We start from the raw sequence: 17,343 nt of genomic DNA, 5'->3' as shown, positions 1-17,343 counted from the left end.
CGACATTTTTTTGGAGGTGCTGATGACTGACGTCAACCGGCTGCCCGTGCTTGTTTCCCTGCAACATGTAACCTTCCAGTTCGCCAATGGCGAGACCCTGCTGGATGATGTGTCCCTGTCCATCGACCACACCCCCACCGGCATTGTCGGGCGCAACGGACGTGGCAAAAGTATCCTGGCCAAACTGATTGCCGGGTTGCTCTCGCCTTCCTCCGGCACGCTCAGTGGTGCGTCCCGTGTCACCTACGTACCGCAGAGCGTCGAGGTGGCGCCCGGAGACACCGTGGCTGATCTCACCGGCACCCTGCCGATCCTGTCAGCCCTTGAACGCATGGCTCTAGGCGTTGCACAGGTCGATGACCTTGCGTTGATCGACGACCGCTGGGACCTGGCTGAGCGACTGCGCGGCGCCCTGGATACAGCCGGCCTGGAAACACTCACTGCTCAAACGCCGGCCGAGCAACTCAGCGGCGGCCAATTGGCGCGTGTCGTGATTATCGGCGCGCTGTTGGCCGCACCCCAACTGCTGGTGTTGGACGAACCCACCAACCACCTCGACAGCGATGGCCGAATGTGGCTGCTGCGTATGCTTGGCGAATGGCGTGGCGGCCTGGTGGTGGTCAGTCATGACCGGCAATTGCTCAATGCCATGGCGCGCATCATTGAACTGTCGCCGCTCGGCGTCCACGTATATGGCGGCAACTACGCGACCTATCGGCACCAGCGCGACGCTGAACAACAGGCTGCCCATGCCGCGCTGGAACACACACGCCTGGCACGCAGTCGTGAACGGCGGCGCCTGCAAAAGGACCATGACAGCCTGCAACGCAACGCGGCACGTTCGCGCAAACATGCCGAGACGGCCAATGTCGACCGTTTTACCAAAGCGCGCTGGAAAGGCGCCGCCACAGAAATCGTCAGCACCGTGCGCAGCGCGCACTGGCAGCACAAACATGAACTGGATGCCCAGGTGCGCGACGCCTACGAACGGGTCGTGGATGAGACCCCGACGCTGTTGGCACTGCCCGCGTCGGCCGTGCCCAACGGTCGCCAGGTGCTGTCCCTGGTTGACGCGCACTTGCCGTGGCTACCGTCGACGCATCTGAACGTCCACCTTGCCGGCCCGGTGCGGGTGGCTGTACGTGGGCCGAACGGTTGCGGCAAGTCCACGCTGCTCAAGGTGTTGGCGGGAGAATGGCGACTGGTCAGCGGCGAATGCAGCGTGCAGGTGCCCAGTGCCTATATCGATCAGCACCTTGCGCTGCTCGACGACCAACGCTCCCTCGTCGAACAGCTCAACCTGCTCGACACACCACTGGCCGAAGCCGAACTGCGCACACGCCTGGCCTTGTTGCAACTGGATGCCTTGCGCGTGACCCAACCCGTCGGCCAACTCAGTGGAGGTGAGCGTTTGAAGGCCGCGATGGCCATCGCCCTGTGGCGCGAAGTACCGGCGCAACTGCTGCTGTTGGACGAGCCAACCAACCATCTGGACCTGGAGTCGGTGATGGCTTTTGAGCAGGCGTTGCAAGGGTTTACCGGTGCGATGCTGGTGGTGTCCCATGACGCGGCATTTGTACAGGCGATCCGGCCCACGCACTACCTGGACTGGCATCCTGCAGGTTGGTGCCTGGAGCGTGCCTGAGGTCATTGCATGCGCGCCGAAAGCGTCCTACCGTAGTGGCCGGATAATCTCACCGAGGAACCCGGCCCTATGCTGCCTTCGCCACGCAAGCCCTACGCCAATGCTGCACTGGCCCATCGACAGCGCTGGCGCGGCCGTGTCGGGCTGATGCTGGTGGCCAGCCTGTCGGTGCTGGCGGGCATGACCGATGCCATCGGCTTCATGGCGAGCGGCGACTTTGTTTCGTTCATGAGCGGCAACACTACGCGCCTGGCGGTGGCGATCAGCGCGGGTGACTTGGGCCTGACCGGGCGCTTGTTGTTGCTAGTCGCAACATTTGTGCTGGGCAATGCGTTGGGCGTGGTGGTCAGCCGACTCAGCCGTCGCCATGCCCTGCCCTTGCTGTTGTGTATCGCTGCTTTGTTGTGCGGTGCGGCGTGGCTGCCTTTCGCGGATACCCTGGCGGCGCTGCTGGCAGCGATCATTGCGATGGGCATGCTGAACGCGGCGGTGGAAGAGGTAAACGGCCTGCCCGTGGGGCTGACTTATGTCACGGGGGCGCTTTCGCGTTTTGGTCGTGGGCTGGGGCGCTGGCTGCTCGGCGAGCGCCGCAGTGGCTGGCGCGTGCAGTTGATCCCGTGGGCCGGAATGTTTGTGGGCGCAGTGATCGGCGCGCTGTTGGAGCAGCAGATGGGCTTGAAGGCGTTGCTGGTCAGTGGGGTATTGGCGGGATTGCTGGGGCTGATATCCCTGAAAATTCCCCGCCGCTGGCACCTGGGCTACATGCCGCGCTGAACAAAGGGGATGCTCGCCCGACGTTTAGGCCTCGACGTCCGTGTACTGGTAAAGAGCCATCATGTCGGGCGAGCGGGTGCATCATAAGCTAATGCGTCGTTGCTGTCGTGCCAGGCATTTCCTAAAACGACTTAGGCAACAGACTACAGGCAGGTCGCGAGTGCGGCCAAACGACGCTTGGCCGGCATGTTGTCTTCTGCGGCGTAGTACTTGATGGTGGAGCCGGTGCCCGCGCTCTGCACGTCGACAAAGTAATCGCCTGCGGTGGTGTAGACAGTAAAACCACCCGCCCCGATCGGCTCCTTGAAGCCGCCGGCGTCAACGCCGAACACGCTTTCGTCCTGCCAGCCGAACTGCACGCATTCGGCAACGACCAGGGTGGCCTTGTCCGAAGCCAGGGTTTTGTAAGGCACACCGGTGCGCGCTTCTTTCATCTTCGAACCCGCGCAACCGGCCAGGGCCGCCAGTACCAGTGCGCCAATTACCACCTTGTGCATGCCATTGCTCCATTGGAAAAAAACGCGACTGTACCATTGCCGCGAGCCGGACTGACGGCTGCATGAACTTTGTTTCACGGTAAAGGGTGCAGGCGCCGCCTATAGTGGCCACGCTCATTTTTAGAAGCCTGCCTTCTGCCCGCCCTCCCGCGGGCTTTTTTTCGCCTGGGTTTTAGAGCAGCCAGCGAAACAGATAGAACAACGCCATGCTCAGCAGCACAGTCATCAGCACATTGCGCGTCCAGAACATCAACGCCACCGCACTGATGCCTGCCAGCAGGTACGGGTTGGCTGGGCTCAGGTTCAGATGATGATCCGCCAGGAAAATGATCGGCCCGCAAATCGCCGTGAGCATTCCCGGTACGGCGAACCCAAGGAACTCCCGCGCGCCACGGTTGAGGCGCACCGGCAGGCGCGGCTCAATAAAGAGGTAACGGTTGAAAAAGACCACCAGGCCCATCGCCACGATCATGATGTAGATCATTGCTGCCCCACTCCCAGTCGCTTGCAGGCATAACCCGCGCTCATGCCCAGCACGCCGGACACCACCACCGCCGATTCCCAATGCAGGAAACTGAGCCACACCGAAAACACCAGTGACACCGCCACGCAGACCACCGTGGGGACGTCACGCACCACCGGCGTGATCAGCGCGATAAAGGTGGCGGCGATGGAAAACTCCAGGCCCAACTGGTCAAGACCGGGGATGCTCTTGCCGAGCACGATGCCTGCCAGAGTGAACAGGTTCCAGGCGATATAGAACGTCAGCCCCACACCCAGCGCATACCAGCGGTTGAAGGTCTCACGGTCGTAGTGGCTGACCAGTGCAAAGAATTCGTCGGTGAGCAGAAAGCCCAGGCTCATGCGCCAGCGGGTCTTGAGCGGCGACACAATTGGACGCAGGTGCATGCCGTAGAGCAAATGCTGGGAGGTCAGCAGCAAGGTGGTCAGTACGATGGAGATCAGGCTGGCGCCGCTCTTGACCATACCAATGGCGACCAGTTGCGCCGCACCGGCAAACACAATGGCGGACAACCCCTGGGCTTCCAACGGGCTGAACTGCGCATCGATGGCCATGGACCCGGCCAGCAGTCCCCACGGCGCACAGGCCAGGGACAGGGGAATGACGGCGATAGCGCCGCGAGCGAAGGCGTAATGAGGTAAGGCGGTAGGCATGGAAACGGCTCATCGACAAACAGTCGACAAGCATGCCAGCGCAACAAGGGGCTTGTCTTGAACGATCTTGCTCAGGCGAGCCGGACCGACACCTGCTCCACCGAATCACGCGCTTCGCGCAACTCATAGGCATCCTGGTTGAGCCGGTGAATGGTATTGAGCAGGCGCTGGCGCAGCACTTCATCACCGAGTTTTTCAACGGCGCGCATCAGGTCGAACGCGGCGGTTTCGTTATTTTCCGCGACGGAATCCAGGGTCTTGCGCAGGTTGCGAGTGGCACGGGTCACGCGGGTTCTTCCTTCATCAGCAATGGGCAGGCACTTTAGGACATTCGTGTTTCATTTTAATTTCAAACACTTGTGGCGGATTCCACGGCATTTGATCCATATCAATTGAAACAGGGTTTGACTGATACATATGGAAATCCGTATATTCGAATAACCATATATACACAGGCCTTGGCCATGTCGGACCTCATCTCCCCACCCACCCTCTTCAAATGCCTGGCCGATGCCACCCGGGCACGCCTGACGTTATTGATCCTGCGTGAAGGCGAACTTTGCGTGTGCGAACTGATCCATGCCTTGGATGACAGCCAGCCCAAGATCTCCCGGCACCTCGCGCAACTGCGCAGTTGCGGGTTGCTGCTGGATCGTCGTCAAGGTCAATGGATCTACTACCGCATCAACCCGGCATTGCCCGAGTGGGTAACCGAAGTGCTGCATACCACCCTACAAGCCAACCAGCCATGGTTGCACAACGACGCGCAGCGTCTGGATGCAATGGGCGACAGACCACAACGGGCCAGCACCTGCTGCTGAGCCATCGGAGCCTTTATTCATGCTTGTCGCTATTGCCATTTTCATCTTCACCATCGTCCTGGTCATCTGGCAGCCCAAAGGTTTGGGCGTCGGCTGGAGCGCCACGATGGGCGCGATCCTGGCCCTCGCCTGCGGCGTGATCAGCCTGGCTGACATTCCTGTGGTGTGGCACATCATCTGGAATGCCACCGGGACCTTTGTCGCGCTGATCGTCATCAGCCTGTTGCTGGACGAGGCCGGTTTCTTTGCCTGGACCGCCCTGCATGTGGCGCGCTGGGGGCGCGGACGCGGCCGGCGATTGTTTGCCTATATGGTGCTGCTGGGGGCGCTGGTGTCGGCGCTGTTCGCCAATGACGGTGCGGCGCTGATCCTGACGCCGATCGTGATGTCGATGCTGCTGGCGCTGCGCTTTTCCCCTGCGGCGACCCTGGCGTTCGTCATGGGCGCGGGCTTTATCGCCGACACGGCGAGCCTGCCGCTGGTGGTGTCGAACCTGGTGAATATCGTCTCGGCGGATTACTTCAAGATAGGCTTTAACGAATACGCCGCCGTGATGGTGCCGGTGAATTTCGTCAGCGTCGCGGCCACGCTGGCGGTGCTGCTGTGGTTCTTCCGTCGTGATATCCCGCAGACCTACGACCCCGCCGACCTCGAAGACCCCGCCAGCGCCATCCACGACCGCGCCACTTTCCGCGCCGGCTGGTGGGTGCTGGGCATCCTGTTGGTAGGCTGCTTTGCCCTGGAGCCGTTGGGCATTCCCATCAGCGCGATTTCTGCTGTGTGCGCCGTGCTCCTGCTGGTGATCGCGGCCAAGGGCCACAAAATTTCCACGCGCAAAGTGCTGAAGGAAGCACCGTGGCAGATCGTGATCTTTTCCCTCGGCATGTACCTGGTGGTCTACGGCTTGCGTAACGCCGGCCTCACCACCTACCTGGCGACCTGGCTCGATACCTTCGCCACTTACGGCGTGTGGGGCGCGGCCATGGGCACCGGCGTGCTGACGGCGTTGCTGTCCTCGGCGATGAACAACCTGCCGACGGTGTTGATCGGCGCGCTGTCCATCGAGTCCAGCCATGCCGTGGGCGTGGTCAAGGACGCGATGATCTACGCCAACGTGATCGGCAGCGACCTGGGCCCAAAAATCACCCCCATCGGCAGCCTGGCCACCTTGCTGTGGCTACACATCCTGGCGCGCAAGGGCATCACCATCACCTGGGGCTACTACTTCAAGGTCGGCATCGTGCTGACCTTGCCGGTGCTGTTGATCACCCTCGCCGCCCTCGCCTTGCGCCTGAGTTTCTAAAAGGAGATCGCTCCATGAAAGTCCTGTTCATGTGTACCGCCAACAGCTGCCGCAGCATCTTGTCCGAAGCGATGTTCAACCACTTGGCGCCAGAAGGTTTCGAGGCGATCAGCTCCGGCAGCTTTCCCAAGGGCCAGGTCCTGCCACGCAGCCTGAGCACGTTGCAGGCCGCCGGCATCAGCACCGAAGGCCTGTACAGCAAAGGCAACGAAGCCTTTGAAGGCAGCCCGCCGGATGTGGTGATCACGGTGTGCGACAAGGCAGCCGGCGAGGCGTGCCCGGTGTATTTCGGGCCGGCGGTGAAGGCGCACTGGGGGTTGGAAGACCCTTCGGATGTACAGGGTGACGATGCACGCGTGCAGGCGGCATTCGACGCCACGCTGAAGACCATTGCCACTCGCTGCCGAGCATTTTTCATCCTGCCGTTTGCCGAGCTCAGCCCAACTGAACTCAAGGCAGAACTCGCTCGAATTGCCGAGCTGTAATCGGAGGCCCCATGACCACCCTGCCCAACCTGGACCTGTCCCTGCTCCCGTCAAAATCGGACGGCTCAGCCCAACCACCGCGCATCCTGCTGCTCTACGGCTCGACCCGGGAGCGCTCGTTCAGCCGCCTGCTGGTGGAAGAAGCCGCACGCCTGTTGCAGCACTTCGGCGCGCAAACGCGCATCTTCAACCCCAGCGGTTTACCACTTCCGGATGACGCACCCAGCGATCACCCCAAGGTACAGGAACTGCTGGAACTGATGCAGTGGTCTGAAGGCCAGGTGTGGTGTTCGCCCGAGCGCCACGGTTCGATGTCAGCGGTGTTCAAGGCGCAGCTCGACTGGGTGCCGCTGGCCCTTGGCGCAGTGCGCCCGACCCAGGGTAAAACCCTGGCGGTGATGCAGGTGTCCGGCGGCTCGCAGTCGTTCAACACGGTTAACCAGTTGCGCGTGCTGGGGCGCTGGATGCGCATGTTCACCATCCCCAATCAATCCTCGGTGCCCAAGGCGTTCATGGAGTTCGACGATCAGGACCGCATGAAGCCCTCCGCCCTGTACGACCGCGTGGTCGATGTAATGGAGGAACTGGTGAAGTTCACCCTGCTGCTGCGCGAGCGCCCGGACCTGGTGGACCGCTATTCGGAGCGCAAGGAAAGCGCCGACGAACTCTCGCACCGCGTCAATCAACGGTCGATCTGAGCCCGCCTGCCCGCGTATGCTCGTGCCTGTCTCCTGACTGAGTTGAATCAATGAGCGCCGTGCGACACGCCTGGTTGGGCCGCTATGAAATCAGCAGCACCGCCTGCACCGGCCTGACCTTTGCCCGCCATAGTCATGATGAATGCGTGATCGGCGTGAACCTGCTGGGCGAAGAAAAAGTCTGGCTCGACCGTCGGGAGTTCCACGCCGGACCCGGCTCCATCACCTTGTACAACCCCGGCCAGATTCAGGGCGGCGGCGCGGCAGACGGCGCGCCCTGGCACTTTGTAAGCCTGTACGCCACCGCGGATCAATTGGCGACGGACCTTGGGCTGGCGCACCTGGAGTTTGATCGTTCACTGTGCTTCCAACCCGACCTGGCGCTGCGACTGGCGACGGCGATCAAGGGCGCGTTGAGTACCGACACGCTGGTTCGCGAACTGAATGAAGAGGCGTTGGTGCTGCTGTTGGGGGAAGTCGTGGATATCAGCGGTGTGCGTCTGCCAGGCAGCACCGGCACCGGCAAGCCTCTGATCAGTCGCGCCCAGGAACTGCTTGCCGAGCAACTGCATCAACCCCTGACGCTGGACCACCTTGGCGCCGAGGTGGGCCTCTCCAAATTCCACCTGCTGCGCGCCTTCCAGAAAGAAACCGGGCTGACGCCCCGTGAGTGGGCCATGCAACTGCGCACGCGCCGCGCCAAGGGCCTATTGCGCAACGGCATGGCCGCTTCCGACGTCGCCCATCACCTGGGCTTTGCCGATCAAAGCCACCTCAATCGGCACTTTCGCTCCGCCTACGGCATCACCCCGGGTCTCTATCAAAGCGCTGTTAAACGCTGAACAGCGCAATCTGGTCCAAGACACCACCTCGGCTCATCCTCACACTGCCTGCCATCTCTTGAAGGAAAGTGGGCATGCTGACGATCTTTTTCTACGCACTGGTATTCGGTTTTGTGTTCTGTCTCTCACCCGGCGCGGTGTTGGCAGAGACTTTGCGTCGTGGCTTGCTGCATGGCTTCACACCGGCCTTGCTGGTGCAGTTCGGTTCACTGGTGGGCGATGCAGTGTGGGCGATAATCGGCCTGACCGGTATCGCTTTGCTGATCCAGCATGACGCCGTGCGCGTGCCATTGACGGTGGTGTGTGCGCTGTACCTGGCTTGGCTCGGCATTCGCAGCCTGATCGACGCCTGGAAGCTACCTGAGTCAGACGATGCACCCGCCAGCACTCGGCAAAATGCGCTGGCGGTGGGCGCAGCGATTTCACTGGCCAACCCGAAAAATATCGTCTACTGGGGCGCGTTGGGCAGCGCGCTGTCAGGCATCGTCGGCACCACGCCCAGCCACGGGCAGACGCTGATGTTCTTTGCCGGGTTCATGTTGGCGTCGGTGCTGTCGTGCTTTCTAATCGCGGGGCTGGTCAATTTGTTGCGCCAGAACGCGTCACCGTTGTGGCAACGTATCAGTTATGGCACCTGTGGCGTGGTATTGATCTATCTGGCAGTTTTGGCCGCACAGGGTATATGAAGTTATATATCCGCTAACTTCCGAGTGCCTCTTGTCTGAATGAACTCTGAACGCCGGACAATTTAATTAATCATGCGTTGACATTTTTTAGCCTTCTGAGTAGATTGCCCGTGCCCGCAACTGGGGCCTTTTTTAAACCTCACAAAAGAAGCCAATGGACACAGTATCTAGTCGCTGTCCGAGCACCGCTTACGCGGGCATCGGGCGCCAAACCCAGAATATGACAGGACTCGCCTCCCCGGTCCGGTAAGCTGCGCTAGAGCTCGATGCTCCACCGTAACTGCCTCGCCGGTCGCCCGTCCGGTCCCGAGGTGTGTTATGACCTTGCTAACCCTTGCTTTGCCCGATGTACGCACCCTGGCCGCCGCCCTGCGCGCCAAGCTGTGCCGCGAGCCTGTTGGCTTTTCGCCAACTCGTTCAGCCTTTGCTGCACCCTCCCCCCAAGTGCGCCCGGCCCCTCCGCTGGCGCACTGGCGTGTCTGCCCTGCCACCGGCCACCTGGTGCAGCAGTGGGATCACGCCGACCCTCAAGACCCACAAAGACCGCAGGTTTCCAGACTGGCCCAAGCCGGCCTGCTGCTCGGTCTTTACCTGAGCGCTCGCGCCGCCTGAACCGGCTGGAAACAGCAACTTCTCCATTAAAACCTGGAGTTCTTTATGAACACTTCCAGTTGTAACTCGCTGCGCGCGTTTTAACTAACGCCGCAGTAAACGTTATGTAAGCACCTTATTTAAACCGATCGCGAAGTTAGCGACTCGGCATGCTTTCGCTCGCCTGTTTGCAGGTAAGTACCGGGTATGTTTTGTCGAAAATTGGCGACAGGAGTACAGACAATGAGCGCCGTAAAAAACCCGCCGCTGCACAAAAAGAATGGCACCGACGCCGACACCAAGCTGTCGATGCGTGCCGCCCGCGAAGCCCATAACGGCCTGTCGGCCACCCTGGCCAACGTGCGTGCCACCCAGGACGGCCTGACCGAACTGGATGCCAGCGCCCGCCTGCAACGCGAAGGCTACAACGAAGTTGCCCATGACAAGCCACCTCACGCCATCGTCCAGTTCCTGCAGGCACTGAACAATCCGTTCATCTATGTGCTGCTGACCCTCGGCGCCATCAGCTTCTTCACCGATTGCTGGCTGCCGATGCAGGCAGGTGAAGACGCCGACCCGACCAAAGTCATCATCATCATGACCATGGTGCTGCTCAGCAGCCTGCTGCGCTTCTGGCAGGAGCACCGCTCGGCCAAGTCCGCCGAAGCGCTGAAAGCCATGGTGCGCACCACGGCGACCGTGCTGCGCCGTGAACAAGTCGGTTCGCAACCCACCCTGCGCGAAGTGCCGATGCGCGATCTGGTAGCGGGCGACATCGTGCAGCTGTCGGCCGGTGACATGATCCCCGCCGATATCCGCCTGATCGAGTCCCGCGACCTGTTCATCAGCCAAGCCGTGCTGACCGGCGAAGCCTTGCCGGTGGAGAAGTACGACACCCTCGGTGATGTCACGCACAAATCTGCCGGGCCGGTGGCTGCCGATCAAGGCAACCTGCTGGACCTGCCGAATATCTGCTTCATGGGCACCAACGTGGTCAGCGGCCGTGCCAAGGCCGTGGTGGTGGCCACCGGGCCGCGCACCTACTTCGGCTCCCTGGCCAAGGCGATTGTCGGCTCGCGGGTGCAAACCGCTTTTGATCGCGGGGTGAACAGCGTCAGCTGGTTGCTGATCCGCTTCATGCTGGTGATGGTGCCGATCGTGTTCTTCCTCAATGGTTTCTCCAAAGGCGACTGGGGCGATGCGTTCCTGTTCGCACTGGCGGTTGCCGTCGGCCTCACCCCGGAAATGCTGCCGATGATCGTCAGCGCCAACCTGGCCAAGGGCGCCACTGCCATGGCCAAGCGCAAAGTGGTGGTCAAGCGTCTCAACGCGATCCAGAACTTCGGCTCGATGGACGTGCTGTGCACCGACAAGACCGGCACCCTGACCCAGGACAAGATCATCCTCGAACATCACGTCAACGCCTTCGGCCAGCGTGATGAGGCGGTACTGTCCCTGGCCTGGCTCAACAGCTACCACCAGAGCGGCATGAAAAACCTGATGGACCAGGCCGTGGTGCAGTTTGCGGAGCAGAACCCCAAGTTCAAGCTGCCGTTCGCCTACAGCAAGGTCGATGAATTGCCGTTCGACTTTGTCCGCCGCCGCCTGTCGATCGTGGTCAAGGATGCCGCCGACGACCAACTGCTGGTGTGCAAAGGCGCCGTGGAAGAAATGCTGAGCATCTCCACGCATATGATGGAGGCTGGCGCTGCCGTGCCCCTGGATGAGCGTCGCCGCGAAGAATTGCTGGCGATTGCCAACGACTACAACGAAGACGGTTTCCGCGTGCTGGTGGTGGCCACCCGTCACATCCCTAAATCGATGGCGCGCCAGCAGTACACCACGGCTGATGAGCGCAACCTGGTGATCCAGGGCTTCCTGACCTTCCTCGATCCACCGAAGGAAACCGCAGGCCCGGCGATTGCGGCGCTGCAACAGATCGGTGTGGCGGTCAAGGTACTGACCGGCGACAACGCCGTGGTCACCAGTAAGATCTGCCGCCAGGTCGGCCTTGATCCAGGCCAGCCGCTGCTGGGTGCTGAAATCGAAGCGATGGATGACGCCACCCTGCTGCGCCGCGTCGAAGAGCGCACCGTGTTTGCCAAGCTGACGCCGCTGCAGAAATCCCGGGTGCTCAAGGCGCTGCAAGCCAACGGGCACACCGTGGGCTTCCTCGGTGACGGCATCAATGACGCCCCGGCGCTGCGCGATGCCGATGTGGGTATCTCGGTGGACAGCGGTACCGACATTGCCAAGGAATCGGCCGACATCATCCTGCTGGAAAAGAGCCTGATGGTGCTGGAAGAAGGTGTACTCAAGGGCCGTGAAACCTTCGGCAATATCATGAAGTACCTGAACATGACCGCCAGCTCCAACTTCGGCAACGTGTTCTCGGTGCTGGTAGCCAGTGCGTTCATTCCGTTCCTGCCGATGCTGTCGATCCACCTGCTGCTGCAGAACCTGATGTACGACATCTCCCAGCTGGCGCTGCCGTGGGACAAGATGGACAAGGAATACCTGGCCAAGCCGCGCAAGTGGGATGCGAAAAACATTGGTCGCTTCATGATCTGGATCGGGCCGACCTCGTCGATCTTCGACATCACCACCTTTGCACTGATGTGGTACGTGTTCGCGGCCAACAGCGTGGAAATGCAGACCCTGTTCCAGTCCGGCTGGTTTATCGAGGGCCTGCTCTCGCAAACCCTGGTCGTGCACATGCTGCGCACCCGCAAGATCCCGTTCTTCCAGAGCACCGCCGCCTGGCCCGTGTTGATGATGACCTGCGTGGTGATCGTACTGGGGATCTACGTGCCGTTCTCGCCGCTGGGCACCCTGGTGGGCTTGCAACCGCTGCCGATGGCGTACTTCCCATGGCTGGTGGGCACCTTGCTCAGCTACTGCTGCGTCGCCCAACTGATGAAGACGATCTACATCCGCCGCTTCAAGCAGTGGTACTGATCTCCCCCGCCGTTTAAACGGTGGCGGTCGCCCGGCCGCCACCGTGTAACACAAGGAATACCTTATGCGCGTCTTGATCTGTGCAGGTCGTCATTACGCCGACACCAAAATGTCCCGCCAAGTGCTGGACGCTTACCACCGCCTGCGCCCGGTGCAGGTTTTGATCCACGGCGGCAACCAATTCCTCGGCAGCGACGTCGAGGACTGGGCGCGGGAACTGGGCATAGATGTGGTGCGCTACCCGCCCAACTGGCAACGCCACGGCAAGCAGGCTGAACGCCAGCGCAACCATTTCATGCTGACCGATAGCCGCCCCGACGTGGTCATCGCCCTGCCGGGCGGGGACGACACCTGCGAACTGGTCTGCCAGGCCAAAGCCAGCGGCATTTCGGTGCTGACCGTAGAAAACTGAATTCAAGCGAGGTGCATCATGCACAAAAAACACACGCCCGAGCGCCAGGACGGGTTTGCCAAATACCGTGCCCGCCACTATCGAGGCGCACGCCACACCTTATTGTTGTTGCCGGCGGCCAAACGTCGCGCACTGCAACGCAACTTGATCTTTATCGGGCTGACCCTGGGCATTCTGTTGGCGATTGCCTTGCTGTCGAAGGCCCACGCGGCCGGCGGTGCCTATGTGGTCGACGACGGCGCAATCAACGCGCCAGGCGAATGCAACGTCGATGCCTGGTACACCGCCAACCGACACGATGGCAGTACCCACACTGAAACGCTGTCACCGGCCTGCACGTTCGCCACAATGCCCTGGATGCAATGGGGCGCGGCGGTGTCGCGCGCCACCCATACGGGCCAGGGCGAAACGCAGGTGAGCCCGCAGCTCAAGGCCCAGGTGTGGTCACGGGAAGACTTGGGTCTGGAAATGGCCGTGGCAGCCGGCGCGCATTTTGCGCTGGACCGCCGGCACGGTTTTGATGGCGCCGACTTCAACGTCCCGCTGACCTGGCAGCCGTTGGAGGCCCTGCGACTGAACCTGAACGCCGGCTGGTCGCATGCCTATAACGACGGTGACCAACAACATCGCCTGACCTGGGGCAGCGGCGTTGAGTACCAGGTGGCACCGGTGTTGACGCTGATCGCCGAGCGTTATGGCCAGGAAGGCGGCGATCAGGCGTGGCAGGCCGGGCCTAGGTTTCACTTGGGCGAGTTTGTCGACATTGACCTGGTGGTCGGGCGCAGCCTGATCGGCGAGCGCGCGCAGTGGTTGACCACCGGTGCTACGTTGCGTTTCTAGTGGCTTGGCAGCACCTGTGTGCTGGCTTGCCCGCGAAGGCGCACTCTCTAACTGTCACCGCGCAATCCAAATGTGGGAGCTGGCTTGCCTGCGATGGCGGCCTGACAGCCGCCACAATCTAACTGTCACCCCGCGATCCAAATGTGGGAGCTGGCTTGCCTGCGAAAGCGGCCTGACAGCCGCCACAATCTAACTGTCACCCCCGCAATCCAAAAATGTGGGAGCTGGCTTGCCTGCGATGGCGGCCTGACAGCCGACCACAAACTAACTGTCGCCCCGCGATCCAAATGTGGGAGCTGGCTTGCCTGCGATGGCGGTGGTGCGGTGTACATATCCGTTATTTGGGTAACGGCTGCTTATGGTTCCGCTCTTACAGCGGCTCACTTTTGAAAAGCCCAAAAGTAAGCAAAAGGCTCTTGCCCCAACACTCGGCACCTCGCTTAGGCTCGGTGTGCCCGTAATCCGCCAGGTATTTGGGGGGCCGCCGCCACGCGCCATCCATGGCGCGGGGCGGCTAAACCGGCATCCCTGCCGGTTTACCCCCCAAATCCCTGTCGAATTCCGGCCAGCGTGTTTGACGGGGCGCCTAAGGTCAAAAGCGAGATCAAAAGCGAGATCAAGATCACGATCAAGAGCGGCTCGCTTCGCATCGTGTGTACGGGGTGGGTACGCGGTTTTGTAGGAGCTGGCTTGCCAGCGATGGCGATCGTTCATTCAACGACAGGGTTGGATGTTTATCCGCTATCGCAGGCAAACCAGCACCCACATTCGTCCCGGTTTCATCTGGACGCTCTCATTTCAGTCAGGCCTTGGCCTGTTGTTCCAGGTGCAGCTGCAACTGCGGGTCGATCTGCAGCTGCCCCGCCAGGTCGTCGAGGTAATTGCGCTCGGCATCCTGTTGATCATCCACCAGCATCACACTGGCCAGATAGACTTCCGCTGCCACGGCAGGGTCGCTGGCAAATTCGGCGAAATCCACGGCATCCAGGGGTTTGGCGACTTCGGCTTCAAGCCATTGCTTCAGTAGCGGATCGTCGGTATGCCGGCCCAGTTCACTGGAAATCAGTTGCTGCTCTTTTTCATCGATGCACCCATCCGCTTTGGCGGCAGCGATCAAGGCGCGTAATACGGCATGGCTATGAGCCTCGGCGGCGGGGCCGTCAAGCTGGTCGACGGTCTGGAAGGCTTGCTGCGGCGCATTGGCTTGCTGGCGCTGCCAGGCTTGGTATGCCTGGAAGGCCGCCATGCCCAAGGATGCCAACGCCGCGTAGTTCATGCTGCTGGAGCGCCCCTGGGCAGGACGGCCATTGGCGGCACCACCCAACATGCCGCCCAGGCCTCCCAGCAGACCACCTAAACCACCCAAACCGCCACCCGCCGACGCATTGCCGGTGCTGGTGCCTTTCAACAGGCCGCCGAGCAGCCCACCCAAACCGCCCGAGGAAGCACCGCTCCCTTGCCCGGCACGCAAGAGTTGCTCGAGTAAATCGCTGGTGTTCATGGTGTCACCCTCCCAGGGTGCAGTATTGGCGTCTAACAACCATAGCCCGCTACTGCCGGAACACCATGACCGCCGGGCGGGCACGGCCTATCATGACGACACCGTGCCTTCGAGAGAAAACCCAAGTGAACCGCATTGAGCACATCGGATTGATGGCCAGCTACAACCAGTGGATGAACCGCAAGCTCTACGACGCGGCCAGCTCGCTGTCGGACGCGCAATTGTCGATGGACCGACAGGCTTTTTTCGGCTCGATACTCGGCACGCTCAACCACCTGGCCTTGGGCGACACGGTCTGGCTCAAGCGGTTTGCCCAGCATCCGGTGGGCTACCCGGCACTGGCTCCGTTGAGTGCCATCGCCACACCGGTCGACCTGAAGCAGGTGGCGTTTGCCAATATCCGCGAGCTTGCCACCCGGCGTGCCTGGCTGGACCAGCTCATCATCGACTGGGCCCAGAGCGTGCAAGAATCCGACCTGGATCATCGCTTGCACTACCACAACATGCGCGGTACCGCGGCCGATAAAGACTTCTTCAGCCTGCTGGTGCATTTCTTCAATCACCAAACCCACCACCGGGGCCAGGCAACCACCTTGCTGACCCAGGCGGGGTTGGATGTGGGGACTACGGATTTACTGGCGCTGATTGACTGAACTCGGCATACGCCTGCAGCAAGCGCGCAAATGCTTGGGGCTCGGGCAACTGTTCAAAACTTTCAACCGCCCGCGTGGAGACCCAGGGCAGTTTTTCGCGGGTCCAGGTCTCCATGAACGGCACGTAAGTGTTCGCGTTATCCAGCAAGGTGGCGCGCACATTGACGAATTCATCGATGCCATGAGGGCGCGTGAACAGCCAGCTCATGCAGTGCGGGCAAAAGTAGTGGCGGTCTGCGCCGTGCAGGCCGCCAATCACCGGGCAACCCTGGGTGACCGTGAACGCGCTGGCGGGAATCAACGCGCTCAGGGAAAACGCGCTGGAGGACATCTTCTGGCAACCGGTGCAATGGCACGCCATGGTCATCACCGGGGCGGCACTCACGCTGAAACGCACACGCTCACAGCGACAGCTGCCTTCACGTGGCGGGGTGTCGACGCTCATCATGGCTTCCTTTTTATTGATGGGGGTGCGTGGCAGGTTAGCGTCCCGCCCCAGGGTTGAACAGGCTTGCAAAACAAAACCGAACCCTGTCTCGCCGCAGGGGTCGAAATCCCAGGTGCCGGGAATTATTACCTCCCGCCCTCCCCGCGCGCATTGTGGGTCTACCGATGCGCGTACCCCAAGAAGGAGACGCTTACATGGTCATTCACTTCAAGGTCGCAGGACACTTAGCCTGTGGCCACCACGGCACCAACCTCCCTTCCAGCACCGAGCTGAACCGGGTCAAATGCCGCACCTGCCGCAACACCGAAGCCTACAAGGAAGCGCGCCGCACCCAGCGCAACGCCGCCCGCCGCGCCAACCGCAAAGCCAAGACCCACACCGCAATTGATTGGCGCAGTGCCTGGACACAACGCCTCACCGACCTGCCTGGCTTGCAGCGCCTGCCACGTGGCTTCAGTGGGCAGCCATTCGTTTAGGCCATTGATGCACATTGGCCCGGAGTGAGGGCACTTACGCCCTCACCCCCAAACTGTCTTCGACGAGCGATGTCGCATTGGCCTGTGAGGCCAAGCGCATTTGCGCGGGACAATAGGCATTCTCCGATCTACCGCCGAAAACCTTTCTAGATCACTGATCTAGCAAGCTTTTTCGTCGACCTCGCAATGCAACAAAGCCACCGTTCGACCTTGCGCCTAAGCGCCTGGATCTATATATTCCCAACCCTGCAACAACGCGCTGCCGCCCGAATGGCGAAACTGGTAGACGCATGGGACTTAAAATCCCCCGCTCGTAAGGGCGTCCCGGTTCGATTCCGGGTTCGGGCACCATCTTTTGTTTCACTGACAGCCAGTAAAGTCCCTGAAACCCTTTAAAACCCGCCGCTTGGCGGGTTTTTTCGTTTCTGGCATTCCATCGGCTATCTGCTGAGTCCAAGGGTAGGTTTTCGGGTGGAAGACAGGGTGCTAAAAAGTAGTACGCTTATGCCGCCTACCGCCTCGCGATTAGCTACCGGC

The 17,343-nt window shown here is 61.1% G+C and carries 20 protein-coding genes and 1 tRNA gene; 15 read left to right on the top strand and 6 right to left on the bottom strand.

Annotation, left to right across the window (positions count from 1 at the left end):
- Window positions 1-22: 22 nt before the first annotated feature.
- Both KHP07_RS08120 and KHP07_RS08115 read left to right on the top strand, forming a co-directional pair.
- The gene (locus KHP07_RS08120; RefSeq protein WP_214496976.1) at window positions 23-1,645 is read left to right on the top strand and encodes an ABC-F family ATP-binding cassette domain-containing protein; all 1,623 of its coding nucleotides are present in this window, start codon (window positions 23-25) and stop codon (window positions 1,643-1,645) included.
- A 69-nt stretch (window positions 1,646-1,714) separates the two neighbouring features.
- The gene (locus KHP07_RS08115) at window positions 1,715-2,419 is read left to right on the top strand and encodes a YoaK family protein (RefSeq protein WP_078048546.1); all 705 of its coding nucleotides are present in this window, start codon (window positions 1,715-1,717) and stop codon (window positions 2,417-2,419) included.
- A gap of 143 nt (window positions 2,420-2,562) precedes the next feature.
- On the opposite strand, the gene KHP07_RS08110 is transcribed toward KHP07_RS08115, so the two are convergent.
- From KHP07_RS08110 to KHP07_RS08095, 4 genes are all read right to left on the bottom strand, one after another.
- Complete coding sequence (locus tag KHP07_RS08110; RefSeq protein WP_078048547.1) at window positions 2,563-2,916, bottom strand: hypothetical protein; 354 nt, start codon at window positions 2,914-2,916, stop codon at window positions 2,563-2,565.
- Between the two features lie 172 nt (window positions 2,917-3,088).
- Entirely contained in the window at window positions 3,089-3,400 is a 312-nt protein-coding gene (locus KHP07_RS08105; RefSeq protein ID WP_034105135.1) for an AzlD domain-containing protein, read from the bottom strand.
- A complete protein-coding gene (locus KHP07_RS08100; RefSeq protein ID WP_078048548.1) occupies window positions 3,397-4,092 on the bottom strand; it encodes an AzlC family ABC transporter permease in 696 nt (231 codons plus the stop codon). The genes KHP07_RS08105 and KHP07_RS08100 overlap by 4 nt, the downstream gene beginning before the upstream one ends.
- Window positions 4,093-4,163: 71 nt before the next feature.
- Window positions 4,164-4,379: a hypothetical protein gene (locus KHP07_RS08095; RefSeq protein ID WP_005788169.1), complete on the bottom strand. Its 216-nt coding sequence runs from the start codon at window positions 4,377-4,379 to the stop codon at window positions 4,164-4,166.
- Window positions 4,380-4,556: 177 nt separating this feature from the next.
- On the opposite strand from KHP07_RS08095, the gene KHP07_RS08090 reads away from it, so the two are divergent.
- The 10 genes from KHP07_RS08090 (at window position 4,557) to KHP07_RS08045 (ending at window position 13,728) form a co-directional block, all read left to right on the top strand.
- Window positions 4,557-4,913 (top strand): metalloregulator ArsR/SmtB family transcription factor, encoded by a 357-nt coding sequence (locus KHP07_RS08090; protein WP_099492110.1) that lies wholly within the window; start codon window positions 4,557-4,559, stop codon window positions 4,911-4,913.
- Between the two features lie 19 nt (window positions 4,914-4,932).
- Window positions 4,933-6,216: an arsenic transporter gene (locus KHP07_RS08085; RefSeq protein ID WP_099492111.1), complete on the top strand. Its 1,284-nt coding sequence runs from the start codon at window positions 4,933-4,935 to the stop codon at window positions 6,214-6,216.
- Between the two features lie 14 nt (window positions 6,217-6,230).
- On the top strand, window positions 6,231-6,701 hold the full coding sequence (locus tag KHP07_RS08080; protein WP_099492112.1) for an arsenate reductase ArsC: 471 nt from the start codon (window positions 6,231-6,233) through the stop codon (window positions 6,699-6,701).
- An 11-nt stretch (window positions 6,702-6,712) separates the two neighbouring features.
- Window positions 6,713-7,399 (top strand): arsenical resistance protein ArsH, encoded by a 687-nt coding sequence (gene arsH, locus KHP07_RS08075; RefSeq protein WP_099492113.1) that lies wholly within the window; start codon window positions 6,713-6,715, stop codon window positions 7,397-7,399.
- A gap of 50 nt (window positions 7,400-7,449) precedes the next feature.
- Window positions 7,450-8,241: a helix-turn-helix transcriptional regulator gene (locus tag KHP07_RS08070; RefSeq protein ID WP_214496975.1), complete on the top strand. Its 792-nt coding sequence runs from the start codon at window positions 7,450-7,452 to the stop codon at window positions 8,239-8,241.
- Window positions 8,242-8,315: 74 nt separating this feature from the next.
- Window positions 8,316-8,927, top strand: a complete 612-nt coding sequence (locus KHP07_RS08065) for a LysE family transporter (protein WP_099492115.1) — start codon at window positions 8,316-8,318, stop codon at window positions 8,925-8,927.
- Between the two features lie 318 nt (window positions 8,928-9,245).
- Entirely contained in the window at window positions 9,246-9,539 is a 294-nt protein-coding gene (locus KHP07_RS08060) for a hypothetical protein (RefSeq protein ID WP_078048552.1), read from the top strand.
- Between the two features lie 222 nt (window positions 9,540-9,761).
- The gene (gene mgtA, locus KHP07_RS08055; RefSeq protein ID WP_214496974.1) at window positions 9,762-12,476 is read left to right on the top strand and encodes a magnesium-translocating P-type ATPase; all 2,715 of its coding nucleotides are present in this window, start codon (window positions 9,762-9,764) and stop codon (window positions 12,474-12,476) included.
- A 64-nt stretch (window positions 12,477-12,540) separates the two neighbouring features.
- Window positions 12,541-12,888 (top strand): DUF2493 domain-containing protein, encoded by a 348-nt coding sequence (locus KHP07_RS08050; protein WP_099492117.1) that lies wholly within the window; start codon window positions 12,541-12,543, stop codon window positions 12,886-12,888.
- Between the two features lie 18 nt (window positions 12,889-12,906).
- Window positions 12,907-13,728 carry a PA4824 family protein gene (locus KHP07_RS08045; protein ID WP_214496973.1) on the top strand — a complete coding sequence of 274 codons (822 nt, stop codon included), beginning with the start codon at window positions 12,907-12,909 and terminating at the stop codon, window positions 13,726-13,728.
- Between the two features lie 802 nt (window positions 13,729-14,530).
- Here the strand turns inward: KHP07_RS08045 and KHP07_RS08040 are convergent.
- A complete protein-coding gene (locus KHP07_RS08040; RefSeq protein ID WP_214496972.1) occupies window positions 14,531-15,229 on the bottom strand; it encodes a tellurite resistance TerB family protein in 699 nt (232 codons plus the stop codon).
- Between the two features lie 125 nt (window positions 15,230-15,354).
- On the opposite strand from KHP07_RS08040, the gene KHP07_RS08035 reads away from it, so the two are divergent.
- Entirely contained in the window at window positions 15,355-15,882 is a 528-nt protein-coding gene (locus tag KHP07_RS08035) for a DinB family protein (protein ID WP_078048557.1), read from the top strand.
- Here KHP07_RS08035 and KHP07_RS08030 read toward each other — a convergent pair.
- Window positions 15,854-16,327 (bottom strand): GFA family protein, encoded by a 474-nt coding sequence (locus tag KHP07_RS08030; RefSeq protein ID WP_214496971.1) that lies wholly within the window; start codon window positions 16,325-16,327, stop codon window positions 15,854-15,856. The two genes, KHP07_RS08035 and KHP07_RS08030, sit on opposite strands and share 29 nt — an antisense overlap.
- A 197-nt stretch (window positions 16,328-16,524) precedes the next feature.
- Here KHP07_RS08030 and KHP07_RS08025 point away from each other — a divergent pair, with 197 nt between their 5' ends.
- Both KHP07_RS08025 and KHP07_RS08020 read left to right on the top strand, forming a co-directional pair.
- The gene (locus tag KHP07_RS08025; RefSeq protein WP_099492121.1) at window positions 16,525-16,806 is read left to right on the top strand and encodes a hypothetical protein; all 282 of its coding nucleotides are present in this window, start codon (window positions 16,525-16,527) and stop codon (window positions 16,804-16,806) included.
- Window positions 16,807-17,070: 264 nt separating this feature from the next.
- A tRNA-Leu gene (locus KHP07_RS08020) sits at window positions 17,071-17,157 on the top strand.
- The last annotated feature ends 186 nt before the right edge of the window (window positions 17,158-17,343 follow it).

It is taken from the genome of Pseudomonas sp. VS40 (assembly GCF_018587885.1).
Taxonomy (GTDB): domain Bacteria; phylum Pseudomonadota; class Gammaproteobacteria; order Pseudomonadales; family Pseudomonadaceae; genus Aquipseudomonas; species Aquipseudomonas pergaminensis.
Note: the sequence above shows the minus strand (reverse complement) of the source record. Positions and strands in the feature narration are given on the sequence as shown.